This is a genomic window from Novosphingobium profundi (assembly GCF_018491765.1).
Lineage (GTDB): Bacteria > Pseudomonadota > Alphaproteobacteria > Sphingomonadales > Sphingomonadaceae > Novosphingobium > Novosphingobium profundi.
In genome coordinates this window covers 388,693-411,146 of record NZ_JABWCU010000003.1, presented here as the reverse complement: position 1 = coordinate 411,146, position 22,454 = coordinate 388,693, and the positions used below count along the sequence as shown (strand labels likewise).

Below are 22,454 nucleotides of genomic sequence, written 5' to 3'. Positions count from 1 at the left end.
CCTGCACCTGCGACCTACTGCTTGCGCTCATCTCAATTGGCGGACATCACCCCACCAAAGCGCAACCGTAAACCGGCCGATCCTGACAATCACATCCCGGCAAGGGCTGATCGATGCGGGCGCGCAGGTCAGCGGATCGATCATCTCGGGCAGCACGAGCGCCGGATTGCTTCGGCTTGGCGAGCGGCGCCCACGCATCTGCCCGGTTGGTAATTGAAGCAGCCGGTCCCCGGTGTCACGATCGGGAGTTTCAGGGTGTCCGCAAACGGCGTTTATCCCGCACCAATTTCGTACTGAATCGGTTTGAACGTTCCGCCGTTAGACGCATAGGCGGAGCAGGCGGTGAGCCCGATAACGCAGTCCTGCGCCGCGCGAAGGCGGATGAAATCGCCGGCCTTGCTCGGCGGAGGGAGCACTTCCAGTCGTCCGCTGGCCCCGTCGATGGGCACGTTCATGAACACATTGAAGGCGACCGGGATCGCATCGGGCTCGACCCCATAGGGCGCGAGAGCCTCGGCCAGATTGCCGAAGCAACCACGATGGACCGGACTTTCGGGATAGAAATGCCGGAAGGTCGCCTCGCTGCATGGGGTGAGCAGGAAGTCGTGGCACCCGACAGTGTCTTCAACGATCTCCAGCAACACACGCGAGCGGTTGGACCAGATCCGGTTCCCGGTGGTCAATCTGACCGTCTCTTCATAATCGAACGTGCGGCCATTGGAGATGACCTCGTGCACGTCATCTGCCGCGAAAGCGAGAAGATCGGCCACCTGGCAGCCCAAGGCGTCGGTGACGGTGAGCACCTGCCCCGCGCGCAGCGGGAAGGCCGTGCCGCTGCGCGGCGGGATGACTTGCGGCCCGTTCATGCTCGTGGATCCCGGAACGGGCATGACCAGTCGCTTTCCACGATGCGTCCGCTGTACTGGCGCGCCTCGCTGATCTCGCCGTGGCGGGCCAGCATCGGGTTGACCGAACCGGCAATCGCCGCGTCGCGTTCGAGGATTCGTTCGCGCATACGTTCATAGCGACCTTCCTCCCGTAGACGCTCGAACTGGTCGTGCAGGTTGAAGACGAGCGCGGGGCGAGGGAAACGCCGCGCGGGCCGGGACGCGTTGGGATGCAGGCCGACCACGAAAAACGCGCTGCCGCCGAAGCTGAGCGAGAAATGCGGATCTCCCGGATCCGCACTGACTGCCTCGTCGTAAGGCTGACCGAGCCAGGCGTCCTTGTCGGCAAAAGACTGGATACGGTCCCACATCGCCGCCTCGAACCGTGCCTCGCTTAAATCGAGCGGCCCCTCGAATACCACGGCAAGGCTGCGAAGGCCTTCCGGCCCCTCGCGATAGTCACGGCTCCAGGCCAGCAGTTCGCGGTGAATGATCACGTCATTCCATGCACTTGTCAGATCGCAGGCATGCAGAACCTTCAACGTTCCTTTCGCCAGCGCCGATTTGGCACCGACGCAAGGAAACGCAGGGTCCTCGATCCGGGCGCGAAATTCCTCTTCCAGTGACTGGATCGTCATCCTGTTCTCGTTGCTATACCGGCCCATTGCCAGTTCCGGAGGGGGAAGCGCTCGCAGCGGCAGGGTGCTGCATGTGATCTTCGTGCTGCACCTCGGCATGCCAGATGTTGCGGCCCACGAAGATGACGACGACGATGGCAGTCAGGATTGCAACGACGAAGATTCCTGCTCGGGCCTTGCGCTTCTGGGCGGGTAGGTGGCTGCGGTGCATTGCGTTATCCCTTCCCTACGATGAGGATCCCTTCCCTACGATGAGGCTTCCGGCGTGCATGAAGATCCAGGTCGGGACAGATAGAACCAGTGCTGCACCAAAGAATGGCGCCGCCAGCGCATAACGAATTGAACTCATGTGCTTACTCCTTTTCACCAGCAACGCGATTGGCGCAGACCCCAGGTGGAGCCTCGCTTGATCAAGGGCCGAGCATTAACCCGGACGCCATCCCCCGTTCTGCAAACAACGACGCAAATCTCGGCAGGTTTCCGAAGCTTAACCTGGGTTAAACGACCATGCTTTCCGATACGGTGGATGCAATTAAATCAGTCATCGCCGATACTGATATGCAAAGCCTGCCCCCCTCCTCGCGCGCGCAACGATGCGCTGAGGAGCAGGCTTCCATCCCAGCCCTGGCTGGCACGCAGGTCGTGCACAAGCTATGGTGTGATCGCTCCAGTTTCGACGCCTAGCGTCGCGTCAGCACTACCATAGCTGGAGATGAGCTTCGAAATCGAAGCGTGATCAGTTGGCCAGCTTCCTCTCCAAACCCGCCGCCCTTCGGTATCGACCACGCAGATCGCCCTGGTCTTTTTTGACCCGTCCAAACCGATTGAATTTGCCATTGATGCCTCCGATGATGCTTACCACGGAGCCAAGAGCCCGGGACGCAACACAATCGATGGTTCGACGAGATGCCGCGAGTAGCCGGTCCAAACACGGCGCATCGCGGACAAAAGATGGCATGGCTGAAAATTTTGCCCGGCGTGTCGTCATCCAGCGGCATTCGCCCCTTTCCGCCCCCTAGTGAGGGAATTTTCGGGGGAACCCGTCATTTCATTGATAAAAATTTGTAAATTTTTATACTATATTTCAATATAATACAAAATTTTAGTTATAATCCTACTCGGAGCCACTTCCTTCCATCGGGCTTCAGCCCAAGGGAATGGAATGAAACGAGGGACTTACCGCCCCCTCCTTGCTCCAAACCTGAAATCGCTAGGTGCTTTCCCTCTGGGGGACCCGCAAGATTAAGGCACGTTCGCAGCGCCGTGACAGGCGTGCGCGTCAGGCCTTGTCGGCCCCGTCTCAACATCCCTGAAGCCTCGCAAAGGCAAACGGCCTCCCAGACGCCGCTGGAAGGCCGCAAGGGCCATGTGGCGAGGCAGAACGCGTCTCGCGCTGCGCGGAGCTTCAGATCAGTTCCCAGGCGGGTTCTGGAGGAGCGCGCGAGGCCACCAGCTCAAGGTGTGCTCGTCGTGCGCCGTGGTCCACACGCCCTCGGGTGTGAAGCGCAACGCGCCACTGCCCGCAGCCTTGCCCCAGCGCGCCGAAATCGCGTTGGTCGCCGCGTCGATGACAGCGAAGACCTGGTCGTCGGTGGTGCGCAACCAGACCTTGCCGTCACCGGTGTCGATATCGCCCCACTTGAGGTTGTCCCCCACCTTGATGCGGGTGGTCACCGTCACGCTCTCGGGATCGACGCGCGCCAAGGTGCCGTCGCCCTGCTCCTGCACCCAGACCGCGCCCTCGCCCGCCGCCAGGAAGCCCGGCGTCTTGCCGAGCGCCGTGCGCCCCGTCACCGTGTTCGTCGCGGGATCGATGCGCTGGAGGCTCTGCTGGTCGGCGCTGACCGCCCAGAGCTTGCCCAGGCCGAATGCGAGGTACCAGGTACCCGGATCGACCGTGATGCGCGCCATAATGGTATTGGTGGCAGGATCGATGCGCGCGACTTCCCCATTGGGGTTGTTCGCCACCCAGACCGAACCGCCGCCGGCTGCGACGTTCAATTCACCCTTCGGGTTGGCGATCCCGGTGTAGATCGCGGCGACAAGCTTGCCGCTCGCAATGTCGATCCGGTTGACCGTGCCCGCGCCGCAATCGGCCACCCACAACGATCCCGCCGCGATGCTCATGGCGCCGCACGGATGCCCGAGCGGCACTTCGGCCAGCTTCTTGACGTGCGACCACTGCTCGACCCGGCCCCGGTTGGTGGTCCAGACCGTATCGCCGTCGACTGCAAGGAAGTCGGCGAAGCCGGGGACCTTGATGACCTGCTCGCCTTCGGCCAACGCCGGCGTCGAGAGAGTGGCAAGTCCGGCGACCGTAGCCGCCAACATCCGCTTGTACGTGTTCATCAAGGTCCCCCTCTGGCATCTTCGGTATGTGCGACCCGAAGAGAAATGGTACCGGACGTTCCCGGGATCAGGCGAGGCTGGCGATGTAGTTGCGCCAGCCGCCGAGCGCGGTGATGTCGCTTGCGCCGATCGTCGCGCGCGGCTCGGAGACGAAGCCCTTGACGCTGGTACCGTCGGCCAGCGTCACCGTACCGATCGCGAGCGGCGCGGGCACTTCGGCGACGAAGCTGCCGAACTCGGCCGCGCCCAGTTCGTAGACCTCGACAGGGATGCTTGCGCCGCCCTCTTCGAAGACGAGTGCGGGCTTGGGCGGGGTGCTATTGGCGAGCGCGTAGAGGCGGTAGCTCGGCGCGGTCTCGAAGGCGCCCACGAACGTCGCGTTGCGCGAGGTCAGCTGCCAGTGGAGCGGCATGTCCTTGAGGTGCGCGCCAACGACGGCCAGTTTCACGGTTTCCATTCTTCCCTCCAGATCGAGTGGTGGCACCGGCGCGAGCGCCGCTGCGGACAAATAGGCATCGGCCGCATCGAGCAGCGCGCGGTCGGTATCGGCAGGCCCGATGAGGGTAATCCCGAAGCCGGTCCCGTTGGCGCGGATCCCGGCGGGCACCGCCAGGGCGGCCATGTCGAGCAGGTTCACGAAATTGGTGTAGGCGCCAAGGTTGCTGTTGAGCGCAACGGGCGAGGCCAGCATCTCGGCGACGCGGTAGGTCGTGCCCGCTGTCGGGAAGACCATCATGTCGATGTCCTCCCAGAGCAGGTCGGCGTGGCGCTTGAGGTCGGCCAGGCGGTAGATGCCGTGGAAAAGATCGACCGCCGTGACCGGCAGCCCCTGCTCAACCACCTCGCGCACGGTCGGGTCGACCGCCTCGGGGTTGGAGAGCAGCAGGTCCTCGATTGCCGCCGTACGTTCGGCCACCCAGGGCCCGCCGTAAAGCAGCAGCGCGGCCTCCTGGAGAGGGGCATAGTCGATCTCGACGATCTCGCCCTGTCCCGCCAGCACCTCGAGCGCCTTGTCGTAGAAGTATTCCGAAGCCGCATCGCCGAAGAACTGGCGCTGGTCGCGGCGCGGCACGCCGATGCGCTTCACCGCGCGCGGCCGGTCGGCCAGCGGCTTGGAATAGGGATCACCCGCATCGAACCCGGCGATCACCCCGTCGAGCAGGCGCGCGTCGGCGGTGTCGTCGGTAAAGACGGTGATGCAATCGAGCGTGCGGCAGGCCGGTACCAGCCCGCGCGTGCTCCAGCGGCCCTTGGTGGGCTTGAAGCCGATCAGATGGTTGAACGCGGCCGGAACGCGACCCGAGCCGGCGGTATCGGTGCCCAGCGCGAAGGGGACGACCCCCGCCGCCACGACCACCGAGGAACCCGAACTCGACCCTCCGCTCACATAGGCGAGGTTATAGGCATTGCGCGGAATGCCGTAGGGGCTGCGCGACCCGTTGAGCCCGGTCGCGAACTGGTCGAGGTTGGTCTTGCCAAGGCAGACCGCGCCTGCCGCCGAAAGCCGCTCGATCACGTCGGCCGAACCTTCGGGATCGTAGGCGAAGGCCGGGCACCCCGCCGTCGTGGTCATGCCCGCGACATCGATGTTGTCCTTGGCGGCATAAGGCACGCCCGCCAGCGGCAGGGTCTCGCCCGCCGCGATACGCGCGTCGACAGCGCGCGCGGCCGCAAGGAAGTCCTCGCGCGACGCACGGCTGATCCAGACCTGCGGCTGGACGGCGTCGTAGGCCTCGGCCCTTGCAAGGGTTTCCTCGGCTACGGCAAGCGCGGTGGTCGTCCCGCTGTTCACAGCCTTGGCGATGGCCGCGACGCTGCGGCGATCGAGCCCGGTCATGCGCGCCTCGTGAGCGCGAGCATGGGACTTCCGGGTTGCAACGACTTGCCCTCCTGCATGTAGAGCGCCGCGATCGTGCCGGTGACCGGGCTTTCGACAGGGGCTTCCATCTTCATCGCCTCGATCACCGCGATGCGGTCGCCCGCAGTCACCTCGTCACCGGGCGAGACGAGAAGCTGCGAGACGATGCCGCCGTAGGGCGCCTCGATGAGATCGGCGCCGTCGGGCACGTCGATCACGCCCTCCTCGACGATCTCGGCATCGTCGGGCTCGGTCTGGCGATCGAATTCGCCCCGGCGCTGCCATTCGGCACGCTCCTCGGCGAAGGCTTCCTTGCGGCGCGCCTCGAATTCCGAAATCGATTCCGCGTTGTCTGCCAGGAACTTGCGGTAATCAGCTAAACGAAATTCGGAAGGTTCGATGCGGATCGACCGGCGCCCGCTCGGGAAGTCGCGGCGCCATTCGACCAGCTCTTCCGGGCTCACCGGGTAGAAGCGGATCTGGTCGAAGAAGCGCAAGAGCCAGGGCTTGCCCTCGACGAAGGCGTCGGTCTGGCGATAGGTGTTCCACACCTGGATGGTACGCCCGAAGAGCTGATAGCCGCCCGGCCCTTCCATGCCATAGATGCACATGTAGGCGCCGCCGATGCCGACCACGTTGGGCGGGGTCCAGGTGCGCGCCGGATTGTACTTGGTGGTGACCAGGCGATGGCGCGGATCGAAGGGCGTCGCCACCGGCGCGCCAAGGTAGACGTCGCCGAGGCCGAACACCACGTAGTTGGCATCGAAGATCAGGCTTTCGACCGCGTCGACATCGGTGAGGCCGTTGATGCGACGGATGAACTCGATGTTGTCCGGGCACCAGGGCGCATCGTCGCGCACCACGCTCATGTACTTGCGGATGGTTTCCAGCGTCGCCGGATCGCGCCAGCTGAGCGGCAGGTGGACGACGCGCGAGGGGATCGAGAAGTCCTCGAGGTCGCCCAGACGCTCCTCGGCTTGCATGAGAACCGAAAGCGCCTGGTCCTGCGTCATCACCGCGCCATCGAAGTGGAACTGCAGCGAACGGATGCCTGGCACGATGTCGATCACGCCGGGCAGCGCAAGGCGTTCCAGCTCGGTCATCAGTGCATGGACGCGGATGCGCAGCTCGATGTCGAGGACGATGTCGCCATATTCGACGAGGATGTTGCGATCGCCCTGCTGGCGATAGACCGCGCGCGGATTGCCGGGCCCCTCGGGGATGACCGAAAGGATCGGGCTCAGGCTTTCGAGGGCACGGGCCGGGGTAGCCTCGGGCGCGATGCCGGTCTCGACGAAGCGGCGCTGCGCGGCGTCGGCCGCCTTGGCGTCCTCCATCGATACGGGGGCGAAGCGCAGGCGGTCTCCGGGCGTGAGCTGGCCAATCTTCCAGCGATCCGCCGCGATCACCACGAAGGGGCACACGAAGCCGCCGAGCGAAGGCCCGTCGGGGCCCAGGATGATCGGCATGTCGCCGGTGAAGTCGACCGCGCCGATGGCGTAGGGGTTGTCGTGGATGTTCGAGGGGTGAAGCCCCGCCTCGCCGCCGTCGGTGCGCGCCCAGTGCGGCTTGGGGCCGATCAGGCGCACGCCGGTGCGGTTCGAGTTGTAGTGGATCTGCCACTCGGCCGCGACGATCGTCGCAACGTCCTCGTCGGTGAAGAAATCAGGCGCACCGTGCGGCCCGTAGAGCACGCGCAAGGTCCACTCGGTCGAAACTTCGGGCACGTCGAGCGCAGGGAGCGCCTTGCCGGTCGGCGCTTCACCAAGGTGCAGCGTGTCGCCCGCGAGCAGGCGCCGTGCGGTCGGCCCGCCGAACTGGCCAAGCTCGAAGGTGCTGCAACTGCCCAGGTACGGCGCCACGTCGAGCCCGCCCGCGAAGAGAATGTAGCCGCGCATGCCACCGCCCTTGGCGCGACCAAGCGTGAGCGTCTGTCCCGCCGCGACGCCGAAGGGCACCCCGCGTTCGACCGGAACGCCATCGAGCGTCGCGCCGAACTCGGCGCCCATCAGGCACACCGTGGCGCCCGAGACGAAGTTCAGCGTCGGGCCGGTATGGGTAACCTCGAGGCCGACCATGCCCTCGGGATTGCCGAGCAACCGGTTGCCCAGACGAAACGACTGGTCGTCCATCGGGCCCGAAGGCGGCACGCCCACGGCCCAGTACTTCTGCCGGCCTGGCCAGTCCTGCACGGTCGTCGCCGTGCCGCCGCTGACGACGCGAAAGGCGTGCGGGCGATAGGGAATGGTGTCCAGCACGCGGGTGGAGACCGCGCCGGTCACGAATTCGTCCGAACGGGTGACCGCGCGCAGCCAGCGCAAGTTGGTCTCGATGCCGTCGATCCGCGCGGTATCGGCCACCTGCTGGACCGCCGCCACCGCCTCTTCGCGCGAGGGCGCGTGGACGATGAGCTTGGCCAGCATCGGGTCGTACCAGGCGGTGATCTCGCTGCCGCCTGCGACCCAGGTCTCGACGCGGATGCCTTCGGGGAACGCGACGTTGGTGAGCACGCCCGTGGTCGGGCGGTAGTCGAGCGAGGGATCCTCGGCGTAGAGGCGCAGCTGGATCGAATGGCCCTGCGGTGCGGGGATCGCTTCGCCCAGGAAGGCGTAGTCGCCCGCCCCGCCACGGATCATCCATTCGACAAGGTCGATCCCGAAGACTTCCTCGGTCACCCCGTGCTCGACCTGGAGACGGGTGTTCATCTCGAGGAAGAAGAACTGCTCCTTGTCGGCATCGTAGAGGAACTCCACGGTGCCCGCCGAGCGGTAGTTGGCGGCCTGGCCCAGCCGAATGGCCGAGGCGATCAGCTCCGCGCGCACCGCCTCTGGCAGGCACGGCGCGGGGCTTTCCTCGACCACCTTCTGGTTGCGGCGCTGGAGCGAGCAGTCGCGCTCGCCGAGCGCCACGACGCAGCCCTCGCCATCGCCGAAAAGCTGCACCTCGATGTGGCGCGCGCGGCGGATGAAGCTCTCGAGGAACACGCCCGCGTCGCCGAAGCTCGCCATGCCCTGGCGCTTCACGGCGGCGAAGCCCTCGCGTACGTCGGCTTCGTCCTCGCACACGCGCATGCCGATGCCGCCGCCGCCGGCAGTGGCCTTGAGCATCACCGGGTAGCCGATCGCGGCAGCGGCCTTGACCGCCTCTTCCTCGTCGGTGAGGAGGTCCGTGCCGGGCGCCAGCGGCACCTCGTGCGCGGCGGCAAGCGCGCGCGCCGAGTGCTTGAGGCCGAAGGTCGAGATGTTCTCGGGCGTGGGCCCGACGAAGACGATCCCGGCATCGGCGCAAGCCCTGGCGAACTCGAGGTTCTCCGACAGGAAACCGTAGCCTGGATGGATCGCCCCGGCGCCAGTCTTCTTCGCCGCATCGATGATCGCGGCGATGTTGAGATAGCTCTCGGACGGGCGCGCGCCGCCGATGCAGACGGCCTCGTCGGCTTCGGAAACGTGCAGCGAGTTCTCGTCGGCCTCGGAATAGACCGCGACCGAACGCAGGCCCATGCGTCGCAGCGTGCGGATGATGCGGGTGGCGATCGCGCCCCTGTTCGCGATCAGGACAGTGTCGAAGCTCATGCCGAAACGATCATCCGTACCGGAGTGGGATTGAACCCGTTGCACGGGTTGTTGATCTGCGGGCAGTTCGAGACGACCACGATCACGTCCATCTCGGCCTTGAGATCGACCGTCAGGCCCGGCGCCGAAATGCCATCGACGATGCCGAGCGAGCCGTCGTCCTCGACCGGCACGTTCATGAAGAAGTTGATGTTCGAGACGATGTCACGCTTCGAACGCCCTTCCAGAAGGTTCGCCTCGAGGAAGTTCTCAACGCAGGCGTGTTGCGACTTGGTGTGATGTCCATAACGCAAGGTATTGGATTCGCACGAACAAGCGCCACCGATCGTGTCGTGGTAGGCGACCGAGGTGGCCGCAATGGTCATCATCGGATTGCCTTCGTTCGATCGCAGCACGGTGCCCGCGCGCAGGAACAGGTTGCCCTGCGCGGCGACGGTGTCCTGCGCGCTGTAGCGCTCGGCGTCGTCAGCCTCGGCATAGAGCAGGAAGTCGACGGCTTGGTTGCCTTCCAGATCGACGATGCGCAGCGTCTGTCCCGCCGCGATGTGGTGGAGCCAGGGCGCGCGCGCCGGAACGATCTCGTCGTGGACGACGGCGCCGGGGAGGTCAGCCAGGTAGGGGTCTGCAGTCATGACGGCCGGTCCTTTCAGCGACGGAAGTAGTCTTCGACATTGAGGAAGGCGCGCAGGCCTTCGGGCGTCGCGGTGCGCACGGCATCGCTCTCGCTGGTGACGGCGCCTCGCCAGGCGGTGGCGCGCAGCGGGGTCACCGACCACTCGTCCCGGGGATCGAGGACGTGGGGGCAGTTCGCGATCACCAGGATCACGTCCATCTCGGCGCGCAGCACCACCTGGCGGCCCGGATCGAAGGGACCGACGACGGGGGTGATCGTCCCGTCCTCCTCGATCCGGGTACCCTTGAAGAGATTGATGCACGGATGCACGTCACGCCGGCCCAGGCCATGCTTGGCCGCGCCAAGCAGAAAACGGTCGCGCCCGTTGGGGCAGGCCCCGCTATTGGCGCCCTCGCCGTACTTGGCCGCGTTGGTGGCCGCGTTCGAGGTGCCCGCGAAACAGTCATGCGTGCCGGCCTCGTCCTCGACGAGGCTCATCATCACCCGGCCCATGTCCGAAAGCAGCAGGCGCCCGGTCTCGAGATAGGCGTTCCACTGGACTTTGACCGTGTCGGCGACGTTGAGACGCTCGGTCGGCATCTCGGCGTTGAACACCAGCAGTGAGGCGCAGGCATCGCCCTTGAGATCGATCAGGCGCAGGCGCGAACCCCGGGCGAGACGGCGCGTGGCGTAGCCGCCCGCCGCGATCGTCTCCTCCCACAGGAGGTCGGCCGAGGACACGCCCGAGGGAAGATCGTCGGCGCGCGGCGGAAGCACCGGCATGCTCTCGACGACGGTTCCTTCCATGCCGCGGGCGTGGTCGCGCGCGGCCAGAGGATTGGCGAGTGTCCCGGTCATGCGTTGTCTCCGATCTTTGCGTAGAATCCGATGTCCTGCTTGTGCAGGGGCGGAAGGAGAGATGTGGTGGTGACCAGTTCGAGCTGCTGGATCCCGCGGATGCGCCGGATGGCGTCGCACAGTTCCTTGAGGCGCACCGCCGGGCCCTGCACCAGCAGGACCTCGAGCGACTGGTCGTGTTCGAGAAAGACGTGCTGCGAGGAAATCACTTCCTTCAGGTAGCTCGCCTGGGTGTGCGAGAGCTGGTGGCGCACCCGTCCGCGCTCGGCCCGGTAGACGATCGTGATCGTGCCCGCGAGCATCTCGTCGGGGCGAGTGAGCGACTCGTGTTCGGCCAGCGCGTGGCGGATCAGCTCGGAAATCAGCTGCGAACGCGAGGGAAGCGCGCGCTCGGCGACCATGGTGTCGAGCTGTCGGAAGAGTTCGGCGGGAAGGCTCATGCTGAGCCTGGCCAGAGGCGCGGATTCGGAGCTCATGCCTGACTCCTGTCAGTTATTACCAAACTAGTCAACAGTAATACTGCGCTGTTCAGCAAGGGCCAGTTGTTCTTTCTTGTCGAGCGGAAGGTCGTAGACCACGGTCGCGCCGAAACGGTGCGGCGCGTGGGGATCGTGCCGACGCTTGTCGAGCGTGAGGACGCGGGTGCCGAGCGAGAAGGCCTCGCGAATGTCGTGCGTCACCATCACGATGGTGAGCTGGTAGTCGCGCCAGAGCTTGGTGATCAGCGCGTGCATATCGGCGCGGATCCCCGGATCGAGCGCGCCGAAGGGCTCGTCGAGCAGGAGGATGCGCGGGCGCATCACCAGGGCCTGCGCGATCGCGAGGCGCTGCTGCATGCCGCCCGACATCTGCGCGGGGTAGAGATCGAGGCTGTGCCCCAGGCCAACCGCCTCGAGCATGGCCACCGCCTCCTCGCGCGCGGCCTTGCGGGCCGAGCCGAACAGGCGTGCCGAAAACGGCGCCTTGGGGCATTCGAGCCCGAACATCGTGTTGCGCAGCACCGAGAGATGCGGGAACACCGAGTAGCGCTGGAACACGACGCCGCGATCGGGCCCGCATTCAGGCGTGAGCGGCTCCCCGTCGAGCAGAATCCTGCCCTGGCTCGGCGCCTCCTGGCCCAGGATCAGGCGCAGGAAACTGCTCTTGCCCGCCCCCGAGGGCCCGACCACCGACACGAACGACTGCGCGGCAATGTCGAGGCTGAGTTTCTCGATGACGATCCGGTCGCCGTATTCGACCCAGACGTTGCGAAGGCTGAGAAGCGTGCTCAATGGCTTTCTCCATGGGCCCATGGGAACATCCGGCGATTCACGAAGGTGAGCGCGAGATCCATGACGATGGCAAGGAGCGCGATCCAGGCGACATAGGGCAGGATCACGTCCATCGAGAGATAGCGGCGCACCAGGAAGATGCGGTAGCCAAGGCCGACGTCCGACGCGATCGCCTCGGCCGAGATCAGGAAGACCCAGGCCGGGCCCAGCGCCAGGCGCACCGCGTGGAACAAGCGTGGCATGGCCTGCGGCAAGGCGACGCGGATGATCACCTGCCAGCTGCTCGCCCCCAGCGTCTGCGCCTTGATGATCTGCTCGCGCGGGAGGCTGGAGACATGCGCGGTGATGTCGCGGATCATGACCGGCGCAATGCCGATGACGATCAACGCGACCTTGGCGGTCTCGCCCAGCCCCAGCGCGATGAACAGGATCGGCAGCAATGCGATCGGGGGAATGACGGCGATGCCCGTGACAAGCGGCCCGAAGGTCGCGCGCACCGGCGGCAAGGCGCCGAGCGCGAGGCCGACCACAAGTGCCATCAACGTCGCGATACCGATGCCAAGACCCAGGCGCTCGAGGCTCGCCAGCGTATCCGCCCAGAACACCAGTTGCCCGGAGAGCGGGTCGGCGTCGAACAGCAGCGCGGCCATCGAGTCCGCCATCTTGCCCGGCAGCGGCAGGATCTTGTCCGCCGGGTTCTGCGCATGGCGCTGCGCCGCGGCGACAAGATAGGCGAGGACGGCCAGCAGGATCGGAAGTGCCCCGAGGAGCACGCCCTCCCCTCGCCGAACGTGACGATTTACCCAGCGCATGTGCAGTCCATCAGCTAGAGGAAACGGGTCGCAGGAAGCGCCGGTCGCGCTCCTACGATCAGAGCTTTCCGTCGGCCGCCATCTTCATGAAGCTGTCGTCGAAGCGCAGCGTCACGTTCTGGGCATCGCCGAGCGTCTTGCCGCCCGGGAAGGCCATGCCCACCGCGTCGGCCGAAGTCGCCCCGTTGAACAGACCCTTGGAGAAGCTGAAGTCGCGCACCAGCGTCATGGTGGTGACGAGCTTGGGCGAGTCCGCAGCGGCGACCGCCGCCTTGGGATCGGAATAGAGGTAGGTGGTCGAGAGCTGGCTGTCGAAGTTCTCGGGCGTCGCACCTGCAAGCTTGGCCATCGCGGCGCGCGCCTTCTGCCCTTCGGCGTCCTTGCGCTGCATCAGCGCGACGGTCTCGTACCAGATCCCCGCGAGCGCCTTGCCCAGCTTGGGATTGGCCTTGAGCGTGGCGGTGTCGACGCAGAGCAGGTCGAGGATCTCACCCGGAATGTCGGCAGAGCTGAATACTTCGTGCGCGCCCGCCTGCCCCTTCATTACCGAGAGCTGCGGATTCCAGGCGACCGCCGCCTTGACGTCGGGGCTGGCGAAAGCGCCGACAATGTCCGCATCGGCAGTGTTGACCGTCTTCACGTCGGTCAGCTTCATGCCCACCGAATTAAGCGCGCGCGCCAGCAGGTAATGCGAGACCGACAGTTCGACGAGGTTGACCGACTGGCCCTTGATCGCCTTGAGATCGTCCGATCCCTTGAGCATCACGCCGTCGTTGCCGTTCGAATAGTCTCCCACGATGATCGCGCTAGTGTCCTTGCCGCCCGCGGCGGGAATGGTCAGCGCGTCCATGTTGGCGACCGTCACCCCGTCGAGCTTGCCGGCGGTGTACTGGTTCACCGATTCGACGTAGTCGTTGACCTGCACGATGTTGATCTTGATGCCGTACTTGTCGGCCCATTTCTTGACGATGCCGGCCTGCTGCGCATAGGGCCAGGGCATCCAGCCGGCGTAGATCGACCAGCCGATGTTGAATTCGCTCTTGGGCTTGGGCGCCTCGTTCGAAGGTCCGGAGCAGGAAACGGCAAGCAGCGTCCCTGCCATCAATGCTACCTTCGCGACGTTCCGGACGGATACGAACATGACTGAGTCCCCTTTCGCATCGCAGCATTGCGACAATCGCAGGGCTTGTCCATCCGAAAAATATTACTCTTCAAAATTTTTGTAATACGTAACCGGAAGCCGCAGACGTGCCGGCCCTGCCCGGCGCGCAACTGACTCAGGCGACCGGATCCTTGCCCGCCCGTTCCTTGCCGAGCGGCGACCCGACGGCTGCGAGGGCATCGCGGCCGAGCCCCTCCTGCTCGTGCAAGGGGGGCAGCAGCGCCGTCGTGGTGACGAGGCGCAACTGGGTGACCCCGCGAATCGCGCGCAGCGCATCGCACAATCCCTTGAGGCGAATCGCGGGCCCCTGGACCAGCAGAACCTCGAGCGACTGGTCGTCCTCGAGGAAGACGTGCTGCGAGGAGATCACCTCCTTGAGGTACTCGGCCTGGCTTTCCGCCAGTTGCTGGCGCACCCGCCCGCGATCGCCACGATAGACCAGCGTGATCGTGCCCGCGAGCATCTCTTCAGGCCGCGTCAGCGCCTCGTGTTCGGCGAGCGCGTGACGGATCAGTTCGGCGATCAGCTGTGAGCGCGAAGGCAGTCCACGCTCCTCGACCATCACGTCCAATCGGCGGAACAGTTCGGCGGGAAGGCTCATGCTGAGCCGGGCGAGACTGGCAGGTTCGGTGCTCATGAGCCCTCCACTATTCGCAAAACGCCCCGATACAACACTTTTGTAGGTGCAGCACCGCCGCACAGCCGGATCACGGCCGGACGAAGGACCGCCCGGGCTTCGCGGCCGGGCTAACCCATCTTACCGCGAGATGCCTCCGAGGATAGCCCCATCCGGTCCTTGCCGTGCGATAGGTGCTCGGCCCCGGGAACGCACGCGAACAGGTTGGCCACAGGCCCCACGAATCAGTACCATTTCAGCCACACCGCAAGTTCCCGCCCCACTTGCGAGTCCCGCGCGCAATAATGTCCCAGCGCCATAGCAAACTGCGCGAGATGCCGGAAAATCGAGCTTTTCTCTCTTTTTCAGCCGGATCGATGTGACCATGAGCAAGGCAAATTAATACACTTGACGCATTCTGTAATATCAATACCGTGTGTCTCATCGCCAGGCAGAGCGGTAAGCCACGGGAGAGAATTTCTGGAACATTGGGTCGTTTTCGGCCCGATAAGGAGATTTTCTATGGATCACTTGCCGGCCTGCGACACTGATCTCTCCCGTTCGGAGCCCGCTCCGCTCGCAGGGGATACGCGCAGTCCTGCGGCGGCCCTCGTCGATCTCCTGCCCGTCGCCACGCTCGCCGCCGTCGTCCTGTTCTGGATGCTCGCCCCCGAAAGCTGGACGCAGGCTCCCTGGAGTCTCGTCATCGCCGGCGCGGCGACCACCGCATTCATCCAGCTGCTCGAGCTGCGCTTCGAGCGCCACCGCGACTGGCGCATGAACGCCCGCGAATTCGCGACCGACCTGTTCTACGTGGTGCTGAGCTATACCGCCATTTCCTGGGTCACGAACACGCTGGCCGAAGAGCCGCTGCTGGCACTCAAGGCGAGCATGGGCCTTTCCACGCCCTGGGCGCTCCATCTCCCGTTTCTGGCGCAAGTCGCCCTCGTCATCTTCCTGATCGAGTTCGGGCAGTACTGGATGCACCGACTGATGCACAACGTGCACCCGTTCTGGCTGACCCACGCGCCGCACCACCACATCACCCAGCTCAACGCCGCCAAGGGCTACGTCGGCAATCCGGTCGAGCTGTTCCTGATCAGCCTGAGTGTCGTGTCGCTGTTCGATCTCTCGACGCCGGCCGTCTTCTGCGCGATCAACGCGCTGGGCGTCATCTCGGGCTTCGCGCACGCCAACGTGCGCTCGAATCCGCCGCTTTTCTATTCCTTCTTCTTCACCACGATCCGCCACCACAGCCTGCACCATTCGACCGACTACAAGTCCACGCGCTGCAACTACGCGAACTCGCTGATCGTGCTCGACCGCATCTTCGGGACGTTCCGCGAAGGCGAGGCCAGCGTGGTCGGGCAGGATGAACGCAAGCGACTGTCGATCAAGGAGCAGTTCCTGTTTCCGGTCCAGCCGCTGATCGACCGTCTTCACGCCAACCAAACCGACCGGGGGACCCCGGCCCGCTGAACAGCGCAATGCCCCCGAAGCCGCAAACCAGGGACGCAGGCTTCGGGCAATTCATGACACACACGACGCACGTGCACCGACGATAGCCCCGACACGGCGGGCAGAGGACGCACGTACAGGTTTTTCAATGCAGAAATTGGCTCAGGTCCTTGCGAGGTGTCGCAAGGCCAGGGGCAGACTTCATCCAAATAAAGGGGGTAGCGTATGGCATACCGGATGAATATCAGGGCGGGACTTCTGTCCGCCACCATGTTTTCGAGCATCGCACTGGCCACGCCGGTTCTGGCTGACGAAGCGGCCGACGCCGCTGATCCGGCCGGCGCCTCGGGCAGCGGCGAGATCATCGTCTCGGCCACGCGCCGCGACACCACGATCATGGAAACGCCGATCAACATCAGCGCCATCGGCGGCGCCGATCTGCAGGAACAGCACATCGACGACATGCGCAACCTGGGGGCCTTCACCCCGGGCGTGACGATCCTCGACACCGGCCCGCGCGGCGCGGGCACGATCATCATGCGCGGCCTTTCGGCCAGCGACACCGATGCGAGTGCCGGCAACAACTCCAACTCGGCGGTCGGCATGTACCTCGGCGAAGTGCCGATGTACTACGACTTCAAGCTGATCGACATCAACCGCGTCGAAACGCTGCTCGGCCCCCAGGGCACGCTCTATGGTCTGGGTACGCTGGCGGGCGCGATGCGCAACATGCCGAATCGTCCCGACGCCTCGAAGTACTCGTTCGAAGGCCACGGCCAGGTCTTCGACATGGCCCACTCGAAGGACACCGGGTACAACGGCTACGGCGTCGTCAACATCCCGATCGTCCAGGACCACATCGCGTTCCGCTCGGTCACCGGGTACTACTTCACCCCCGGCTACATGGACTACAACTACCTGCTCCAGGAGCCGGGCGTCTCGCTTCCCCAGCCCGGGGACGCCAGCAACCCGCTCGGTACGGACGCCGACAAGGCCGCGAACTTCAAGTCGCGCAAGGACGCCAATTTCGAGCGCACCTTCACCACGCGCAACCAGCTTGCCTTCTACGCCGACAACCTGAAGGCCTACGTCACTTACGCGCACCAGGAAACCAAGACTGAAGGCCAGTCGGCCAACGGCGGCGGCTACGTGGGCGAAGGCAAGTACGAGAGCCCCTGGCGTTACCTCGAGCCGGCCAAGCGCGTGGGCGACCTGCTCAGCCTTGAAGTCGAGGGCAACGTGGCGGACGCGCTCAACGTCGTGTTCGTCTCGGCCTATACCCAGCGCAAGACCAAGTACCAGGCCGACAACACCGACCTGCTGCTGGACCTCGACTATGGCTACGAGGCGTTCCCCGCCTTCTCGAGCTACAACAAGTCCCAGCAGAAGGAATACGAGTTCACCAACGAGCTGCGCTTCGTCTCGACTTTCGAAGGGCCGCTCAGCTTCGTGGCCGGCGCGTTCTGGAACCGCCAGCACTACCGCTCGAACTACGACGAGTACGTCCCCGGCTTCCCCGAATGGGCGAACGACCCCGACAACTGGGACACCTCGTTCATCACCGACCATTCGGATCCGGAATACGCGCATGAATACTCTTCGTTCGTGCGCAGCTCGAACGATGAAAAGGGCCTCTACGGCGAGGCTTCGGTCCACTTCACCGACGACCTCCAGCTCACCGGCGGCCTGCGTTACTACAAATATACGGCCGACGTTCTCGGTGGATCGTACCTCCCGCTCTGGGACGACGACTACAGCTCGCGCTCGGGTTCGACCTCGAAGGACGGCCTCGTCTACAAGATCAACGCTTCGTGGAACATCTCGCCCGAGTTCATGGTCTACGGCACCTGGTCGACCGGCTACCGCATCGGCGGCGTGAACCGCGTGGCGCCGTGCAGCCAGGACGTGATCGACAAGTACAACGCCGGCCAACCGCAGGATGGCCAGACGCTCTGCGCCCTGCCCAACGAACTGGAATACGGCCCCGACAAGACCAAGAACGCCGAAATCGGCGTGCGCGGCCAGCTTCTCGACAACAAGCTGAACTTCAGCCTCTCGGCCTTCCACATCGACTGGGACGGCATCCAGCTTGCAGGCCAGACGTATTACGGCGCCATTGGCATCACCGCCAACGGCGGCAAGGCGGTCTCGAAGGGCATCGACTTCTCGTTCGAGGCGCGCCCGATCGAGGGCCTGTCGATCCGCGGCAACTACTCCTACCTCGACGCGCACCTCACCGAGGGCGTGGCCGAGCTGCTCTCCACCCACGACGGCATGGTCGACGCCGAACCGGGCGACCGCCTGCCCGGATCGGCCAAGAACAAGGGCGCGATCGGCGCGACCTACACGCTGCCGATGGGCGAGAACGAACTCGCGTTTGGTTGGACCGCCGCCTACACCGGCAACATCCTCACCCGCGTGGGCGCGCGCGCCGGGGGCGAAACGCTGCCCGACTACTGGATGCACCAGGCCAACATCACCTACAAGACCGAGCACTACGACGTCGGCCTCTACGCAACCAACATCTTCGACACGTATGCCGTCACCGGCGTCAGCGGCGACCTGACCCGTGCGGGGCTGATCAACGATGGCGTGGTTTCGCGTTACTACGGGCGTTCGGTCGCGCAGCCGCGCACGATCGGCCTGCAGGGCACCGTCCGCTTCTGATCACTGCGCCGGGCCCTTCGGGGTCCGGCGTAGCGCCTAAAGAAAAGAGCGCGCAAACCCCAGGTTTGCGCGCTCTTTCGTGTTGCCGGGACCACCCCATGGCGTGCGCTTAGTCGATGGCGATGCCCTCGGCGCGGAAATAGGCCGCGACTTCGGCCAATCCCTCGGCGTGGGTCTTCCAGCGCCCGACCGCATCGGCGTTGAGCTTGCGGCGCACTTGCGCGGCGCTCGGCGTCGCCACCGACGCCCGGTTCTCGTGGAAGGCAAGGCACGCAGGGTCCCAGTCAAGCGCACAATGCGCCAGCAGTGCGCGCGTCTGCCCCTCCTGGTCGGCCACGAGCGTCTCGTAGCCCAGTTGCAGCACGCGCCCGGGGAAGACGCGCTCCCACAAGTCCATCAGACGATCAAACGCGCGGTAGTAGCGCGCGCAGTCCATGAGATCGTAGGAATAGGCATAGTAGGCCGACTGGCTGGCGAAGAGGTTCTTGAAGTTGCTCCACACCGTGTCCATCGGGTGGCGCCGCAGGCACACGATGCGTGCGTTGGGCAGGCTGCGCGCGATGTGGCCAACGTAAAGGAAGTTCGCCGGCAACTTGTCGACAAAGCGCGGGCTGTCCTTTGGCCGCTGGTGCGCGGCACGTGCCAGGTAAGCTTCGCCGATCAGCGCCGGATCGATCGCCCCGCTCGCCCGCACGGTCGGCGCGTCGATCACGCGGCGCGACGGCGTACCCGTAGCTTGCTTGACCGCAAGCGGCATCGCCTGCAATTCGCCCGCCGAAGCGACCTCCGGGTGCGAGGACAAGATGCGATCGACCAGCGTCGTCCCGGTGCGCGGCATGCCGACGACGAAGATCGGCGCGGCATCGGGGTTTCCCGGAGCCCTCACCAGATCCTCGGCCCCACCTTCGAAGAGATCGCGCAGCGCGTCGAAGATGGCTTCATCGTGCCCGAAGTCGTAGCCGATGGCCTGCTTGTGCGCGGCGTTGGCATCGCTGAGGTAACCGAAGGCCTCGCGCGCCTCGCCCATATCCTCGAGTTCCTTGGCGAGCGCATAGCGGATGCGCAGGGCATCGTCGGGCCGTCGCGATGCGCCGAGTGCGGCTTTCAGGCGCGGCACGTGGTTCGCCGAGGGACTTTGACGCGAGAGGATGGCCAGCGCGTAATGCGCGCGCGCGTGGCCCGGATCAGCGGCCAGGATCGCTTCGTAGTTTGCCCGGGCCTCGTCCACCTTGCCGGTAAAACCGCAGGCCGCGGCCAGGTTATACCGAAATTCCAGGTTGTCCGGCTCTGCCTCCACCGCCTGCCCGAAGGGAACGAGTGCGGCTTCGTGATCGCCGAGGCGGGTCAGGACGCATCCGATGGTGTCGCAGGTCAGCGCATCGCCGGGTGCGAGCGCGAGCGCGAGCGCGCGGCGCGCGGCCACACCTGCCTCGCCCTCGCGGCGCAGGAGAATCAGCAGACGGGCCAGTTGGGCGAGGTATTCGGCGCAAGGTTCGCGTTCGACGGCAGCTTCGAGAAGCGGCACTGCACGGGCGATCTGCCCGGCCTCGGCGGCAACAAGCCCTTGCAGGAAGTAGCCCGCGCCGGCCTGTGGCGCGGCTTCGACAAGCGCATTCGCGGCCAGGGTTGCGCCTGCGAGGTCGCCTCGGGCCAGAGCGTCCCTCGCCCTCTCCTCCCCGTTCATTTCCCGGCCGCTCGGGCGTCGCTTCGACTGGCGCGGCGCCCTCTGATCACTCTGGACAAGATACTAAAAACTCCGCCGATATCGGTCCCGCAGATGTGGGCAGATGGCGAGCCTAATCGCTGCGTGCACAGCTTACAACGCGCATCGCACAAACCGTGGGAGGAACGTACGGCCGGTCACAGTCCCGCCAGTCTGCGGCGAAACAGCCCCCTCACGAGACGCGCCTCGAGCACGCGCCCGACCAGATAGAGCACGGCAAAGATCCCGGCGAAGACATAGGCGGACGTCGGCGAGAAGCGCTTGTTCTTCGCCTCCTCCTTCTTGTCGCCCTTCTTGTCCGCATCCTTGTCGTCCTTCTTCTCCGGCTCGGGTGCACCGAGCCACTTGTCGATCGGGTTCATCGTCGCCTCGGGCGACGTCTTGGCGTCCTTGCCCTCCTTTTCCTTCTCCTCGCTGGCCGGCGTGTCCATCTTGCCAAGGACGACCGTCAGCTGGCCGAAGGCCAGGAACAGCAGAGGCGCGAAAAAGCAAAACAGGAGCGCGCGGCTCTTGAGGCGATAGCGCAGGACTGGCCCGGCGGCGTCGCGCTCGATCTGCAGGACACCGCCGTCGAAGACCGACATCTTGTCCTGTGCGGCCGGATCCTTCTTGCGGAAGGTCAGCGTGTCCCCAGTCCGCTCATGGCTGGTGCCGGTTTCGCGAAAGAGCGGATCGAGCCGCGCGAAGGCATCCTCGCTCGTCTGCTCGGGAGAAAGTGCCAGGCTGCCCCTGATATGCCAGATCCAGTCGAAGAAACGCGCAGTCACGTGATCGCCTTTTTTGAAAGAGTAGCTTGGTCGACCGCTCGGGACGCAGCGCGAGGGTCAGATAGCCGGCGCCGGGCACGCGGAGGGCCGGTCCCGTCTGCCGCATGGCAGACGGGTCGCACGTGCTGCGGCATTACCGTTTAGGGTTTATTCGGCCGGGACCGCCGTCGCGGTGCGCCCGAAGCGCTCCTTCAGCGTCTTCCAGCCTTCGGTGAAGGTGTAGGTCATCTGCTCGCGGATCGACATGCGCCGGCCGCCTTCCATGCCGAGCAGTTCGGCCTCACCGTCGACGCAAGTGCCGAAGATGCGGTCGATGAAGATGAAGGTGCCCGAATAATTGCTGCGGCTGGCCTCGTAGTCCTGCGAATGGTGCAGGCTGTGGTGCTCGGTCGTGTTGAACACGAAGCGCCACCAGCGCGGCGTGTTGAAGCGCACGTTGATGTGCTGGTAGGTGCTGACCGCCATGCCGAAGACACCGGCGAGGATCGCGGCGCGCGGCAGGAAGTCGAAGAATCCGCCGATGCCCAGGCCGATCAGGAACAGCTCGGTCGGGTTGCCGACGGCGCCCTTGTTGATGTTGAGCTGCGTGATGTAGTGGTGCACCGAGTGGCTCAGCCACAGCGGGTACCAGTTGTGCATCCCGCGGTGCATCCAGTACTGGCCGAAATCGAAGATGAAGGCGATCAGGAAAGCCTGGAGAAGCAGCGGCAGGCCGGTGAACCAGGTGAACTTGTCCCAGGCGAAGGCATGCTGGATCGCCTCGATCATCACGCCGTCGCCGATGTAGTTGTCGACCAGACGCAGCACGGTGTAGCCGAGGCCGACGTAGAACAGGTCGGTCGTCAGTTCCTTCCAGGTCAGGTTCCAGCTCTCGTGGCGCGGGAAGAACCATTCGAGCGTGAGCAGCAGGACCTTGAAGCCGATGCCGATGCCGATGACGGTCGAGGCCTTGGCGATGGAGTTGGGCGCATAGTACCAGAACGCCAGGAGACCGAAGAGAACCGCCGGCTGGAACCAGGTAAAGAATAGAACCTTGAAGCGACTGCCTTCGACGCGCGGGATATTCTCCCACCCGATCGTGACGGGCGCGTCGGCGCCGATCACTCTTTTTCCTACGCGAACTCCGTCCATACGCCTGCCCTCGTAATAATTAGTCGCCCATGTCAGTAATACTAATACATTCGATGGTAATACGGACTCCCG

The 22,454-nt window shown here is 65.0% G+C and carries 18 protein-coding genes; 3 read left to right on the top strand and 15 right to left on the bottom strand.

Annotated features, from left to right (window positions below):
- Positions 1 to 272 precede the first annotated feature (272 nt).
- Positions 273 to 866, bottom strand: a complete 594-nt coding sequence (locus HT136_RS04330) for a DUF1989 domain-containing protein (protein ID WP_214198198.1) — start codon at positions 864 to 866, stop codon at positions 273 to 275.
- Entirely contained in the window at positions 863 to 1,486 is a 624-nt protein-coding gene (gene gntA / locus HT136_RS04325) for a guanitoxin biosynthesis heme-dependent pre-guanitoxin N-hydroxylase GntA (protein WP_343222106.1), read from the bottom strand. The genes HT136_RS04330 and gntA overlap by 4 nt, the downstream gene beginning before the upstream one ends.
- On the opposite strand from gntA, the gene HT136_RS26575 reads away from it, so the two are divergent.
- Positions 1,377 to 1,721 carry a hypothetical protein gene (locus HT136_RS26575; RefSeq protein WP_343222108.1) on the top strand — a complete coding sequence of 115 codons (345 nt, stop codon included), beginning with the start codon at positions 1,377 to 1,379 and terminating at the stop codon, positions 1,719 to 1,721. The two genes, gntA and HT136_RS26575, sit on opposite strands and share 110 nt — an antisense overlap.
- A 1,214-nt stretch (positions 1,722 to 2,935) precedes the next feature.
- Here the strand turns inward: HT136_RS26575 and HT136_RS04320 are convergent.
- From HT136_RS04320 to HT136_RS04275, 10 genes are all read right to left on the bottom strand, one after another.
- Positions 2,936 to 3,874 (bottom strand): Vgb family protein, encoded by a 939-nt coding sequence (locus HT136_RS04320; RefSeq protein ID WP_214198196.1) that lies wholly within the window; start codon positions 3,872 to 3,874, stop codon positions 2,936 to 2,938.
- A 67-nt stretch (positions 3,875 to 3,941) separates the two neighbouring features.
- Positions 3,942 to 5,711: an allophanate hydrolase gene (atzF, locus tag HT136_RS04315; protein WP_214198194.1), complete on the bottom strand. Its 1,770-nt coding sequence runs from the start codon at positions 5,709 to 5,711 to the stop codon at positions 3,942 to 3,944.
- Positions 5,708 to 9,304, bottom strand: a complete 3,597-nt coding sequence (gene uca, locus HT136_RS04310; RefSeq protein WP_214198192.1) for an urea carboxylase — start codon at positions 9,302 to 9,304, stop codon at positions 5,708 to 5,710. Before uca ends, atzF begins: the two co-directional genes overlap by 4 nt.
- Positions 9,301 to 9,936 (bottom strand): urea amidolyase associated protein UAAP2, encoded by a 636-nt coding sequence (locus HT136_RS04305; protein WP_214198190.1) that lies wholly within the window; start codon positions 9,934 to 9,936, stop codon positions 9,301 to 9,303. The genes uca and HT136_RS04305 overlap by 4 nt, the downstream gene beginning before the upstream one ends.
- A gap of 14 nt (positions 9,937 to 9,950) precedes the next feature.
- Positions 9,951 to 10,775 (bottom strand): urea amidolyase associated protein UAAP1, encoded by an 825-nt coding sequence (locus tag HT136_RS04300; RefSeq protein WP_214198188.1) that lies wholly within the window; start codon positions 10,773 to 10,775, stop codon positions 9,951 to 9,953.
- Complete coding sequence (locus tag HT136_RS04295; RefSeq protein ID WP_214198186.1) at positions 10,772 to 11,251, bottom strand: CopG family ribbon-helix-helix protein; 480 nt, start codon at positions 11,249 to 11,251, stop codon at positions 10,772 to 10,774. The genes HT136_RS04300 and HT136_RS04295 overlap by 4 nt, the downstream gene beginning before the upstream one ends.
- A 27-nt stretch (positions 11,252 to 11,278) precedes the next feature.
- Entirely contained in the window at positions 11,279 to 12,046 is a 768-nt protein-coding gene (locus HT136_RS04290) for an ABC transporter ATP-binding protein (protein ID WP_214198184.1), read from the bottom strand.
- Positions 12,043 to 12,858 (bottom strand): ABC transporter permease, encoded by an 816-nt coding sequence (locus HT136_RS04285; RefSeq protein WP_214198182.1) that lies wholly within the window; start codon positions 12,856 to 12,858, stop codon positions 12,043 to 12,045. The genes HT136_RS04290 and HT136_RS04285 overlap by 4 nt, the downstream gene beginning before the upstream one ends.
- Before the next feature lie 58 nt (positions 12,859 to 12,916).
- Complete coding sequence (locus tag HT136_RS04280; RefSeq protein ID WP_214198180.1) at positions 12,917 to 13,999, bottom strand: putative urea ABC transporter substrate-binding protein; 1,083 nt, start codon at positions 13,997 to 13,999, stop codon at positions 12,917 to 12,919.
- A 136-nt stretch (positions 14,000 to 14,135) separates the two neighbouring features.
- Entirely contained in the window at positions 14,136 to 14,657 is a 522-nt protein-coding gene (locus HT136_RS04275) for a CopG family ribbon-helix-helix protein (protein WP_214198178.1), read from the bottom strand.
- Between the two features lie 501 nt (positions 14,658 to 15,158).
- On the opposite strand from HT136_RS04275, the gene HT136_RS04270 reads away from it, so the two are divergent.
- On the top strand, positions 15,159 to 16,115 hold the full coding sequence (locus HT136_RS04270; protein WP_214198176.1) for a sterol desaturase family protein: 957 nt from the start codon (positions 15,159 to 15,161) through the stop codon (positions 16,113 to 16,115).
- Positions 16,116 to 16,331: 216 nt separating this feature from the next.
- Positions 16,332 to 18,761 carry a TonB-dependent receptor gene (locus HT136_RS04265; protein ID WP_246543327.1) on the top strand — a complete coding sequence of 810 codons (2,430 nt, stop codon included), beginning with the start codon at positions 16,332 to 16,334 and terminating at the stop codon, positions 18,759 to 18,761.
- A 109-nt stretch (positions 18,762 to 18,870) separates the two neighbouring features.
- Here HT136_RS04265 and HT136_RS04260 read toward each other — a convergent pair whose 3' ends face one another.
- The 3 genes from HT136_RS04260 to HT136_RS04250 form a co-directional block, all read right to left on the bottom strand.
- Positions 18,871 to 20,445, bottom strand: coding sequence for a tetratricopeptide repeat-containing sulfotransferase family protein (locus HT136_RS04260; RefSeq protein ID WP_214198172.1), 1,575 nt, complete (start codon positions 20,443 to 20,445; stop codon positions 18,871 to 18,873).
- 176 nt (positions 20,446 to 20,621) lie between these two features.
- Complete coding sequence (locus HT136_RS04255) at positions 20,622 to 21,251, bottom strand: hypothetical protein (protein ID WP_214198170.1); 630 nt, start codon at positions 21,249 to 21,251, stop codon at positions 20,622 to 20,624.
- A gap of 147 nt (positions 21,252 to 21,398) precedes the next feature.
- The gene (locus HT136_RS04250) at positions 21,399 to 22,382 is read right to left on the bottom strand and encodes a sterol desaturase family protein (protein ID WP_214198168.1); all 984 of its coding nucleotides are present in this window, start codon (positions 22,380 to 22,382) and stop codon (positions 21,399 to 21,401) included.
- Positions 22,383 to 22,454: the final 72 nt, after the last annotated feature.

Bases quoted from the DNA above. Each gene is read 5' to 3' on its own strand.
- HT136_RS04330 (WP_214198198.1), bottom strand. From the start codon at position 866: ATGAACGGGCCGCAAGTCATCCCGCCGCGCAGCGGCACGGCCTTCCCG.
- HT136_RS26575 (WP_343222108.1), top strand. From the start codon at position 1,377: ATGATCACGTCATTCCATGCACTTGTCAGATCGCAGGCATGCAGAACC.
- HT136_RS04320 (WP_214198196.1), bottom strand. From the start codon at position 3,874: ATGAACACGTACAAGCGGATGTTGGCGGCTACGGTCGCCGGACTTGCC.
- atzF (WP_214198194.1), bottom strand. From the start codon at position 5,711: ATGACCGGGCTCGATCGCCGCAGCGTCGCGGCCATCGCCAAGGCTGTG.
- uca (WP_214198192.1), bottom strand. From the start codon at position 9,304: ATGAGCTTCGACACTGTCCTGATCGCGAACAGGGGCGCGATCGCCACC.
- HT136_RS04305 (WP_214198190.1), bottom strand. From the start codon at position 9,936: ATGACTGCAGACCCCTACCTGGCTGACCTCCCCGGCGCCGTCGTCCAC.
- HT136_RS04300 (WP_214198188.1), bottom strand. From the start codon at position 10,775: ATGACCGGGACACTCGCCAATCCTCTGGCCGCGCGCGACCACGCCCGC.
- HT136_RS04295 (WP_214198186.1), bottom strand. From the start codon at position 11,251: ATGAGCTCCGAATCCGCGCCTCTGGCCAGGCTCAGCATGAGCCTTCCC.
- HT136_RS04285 (WP_214198182.1), bottom strand. From the start codon at position 12,858: ATGCGCTGGGTAAATCGTCACGTTCGGCGAGGGGAGGGCGTGCTCCTC.
- HT136_RS04280 (WP_214198180.1), bottom strand. From the start codon at position 13,999: ATGTTCGTATCCGTCCGGAACGTCGCGAAGGTAGCATTGATGGCAGGG.
- HT136_RS04275 (WP_214198178.1), bottom strand. From the start codon at position 14,657: ATGAGCACCGAACCTGCCAGTCTCGCCCGGCTCAGCATGAGCCTTCCC.
- HT136_RS04270 (WP_214198176.1), top strand. From the start codon at position 15,159: ATGGATCACTTGCCGGCCTGCGACACTGATCTCTCCCGTTCGGAGCCC.
- HT136_RS04265 (WP_246543327.1), top strand. From the start codon at position 16,332: ATGAATATCAGGGCGGGACTTCTGTCCGCCACCATGTTTTCGAGCATC.
- HT136_RS04260 (WP_214198172.1), bottom strand. From the start codon at position 20,445: ATGAACGGGGAGGAGAGGGCGAGGGACGCTCTGGCCCGAGGCGACCTC.
- HT136_RS04250 (WP_214198168.1), bottom strand. From the start codon at position 22,382: ATGGACGGAGTTCGCGTAGGAAAAAGAGTGATCGGCGCCGACGCGCCC.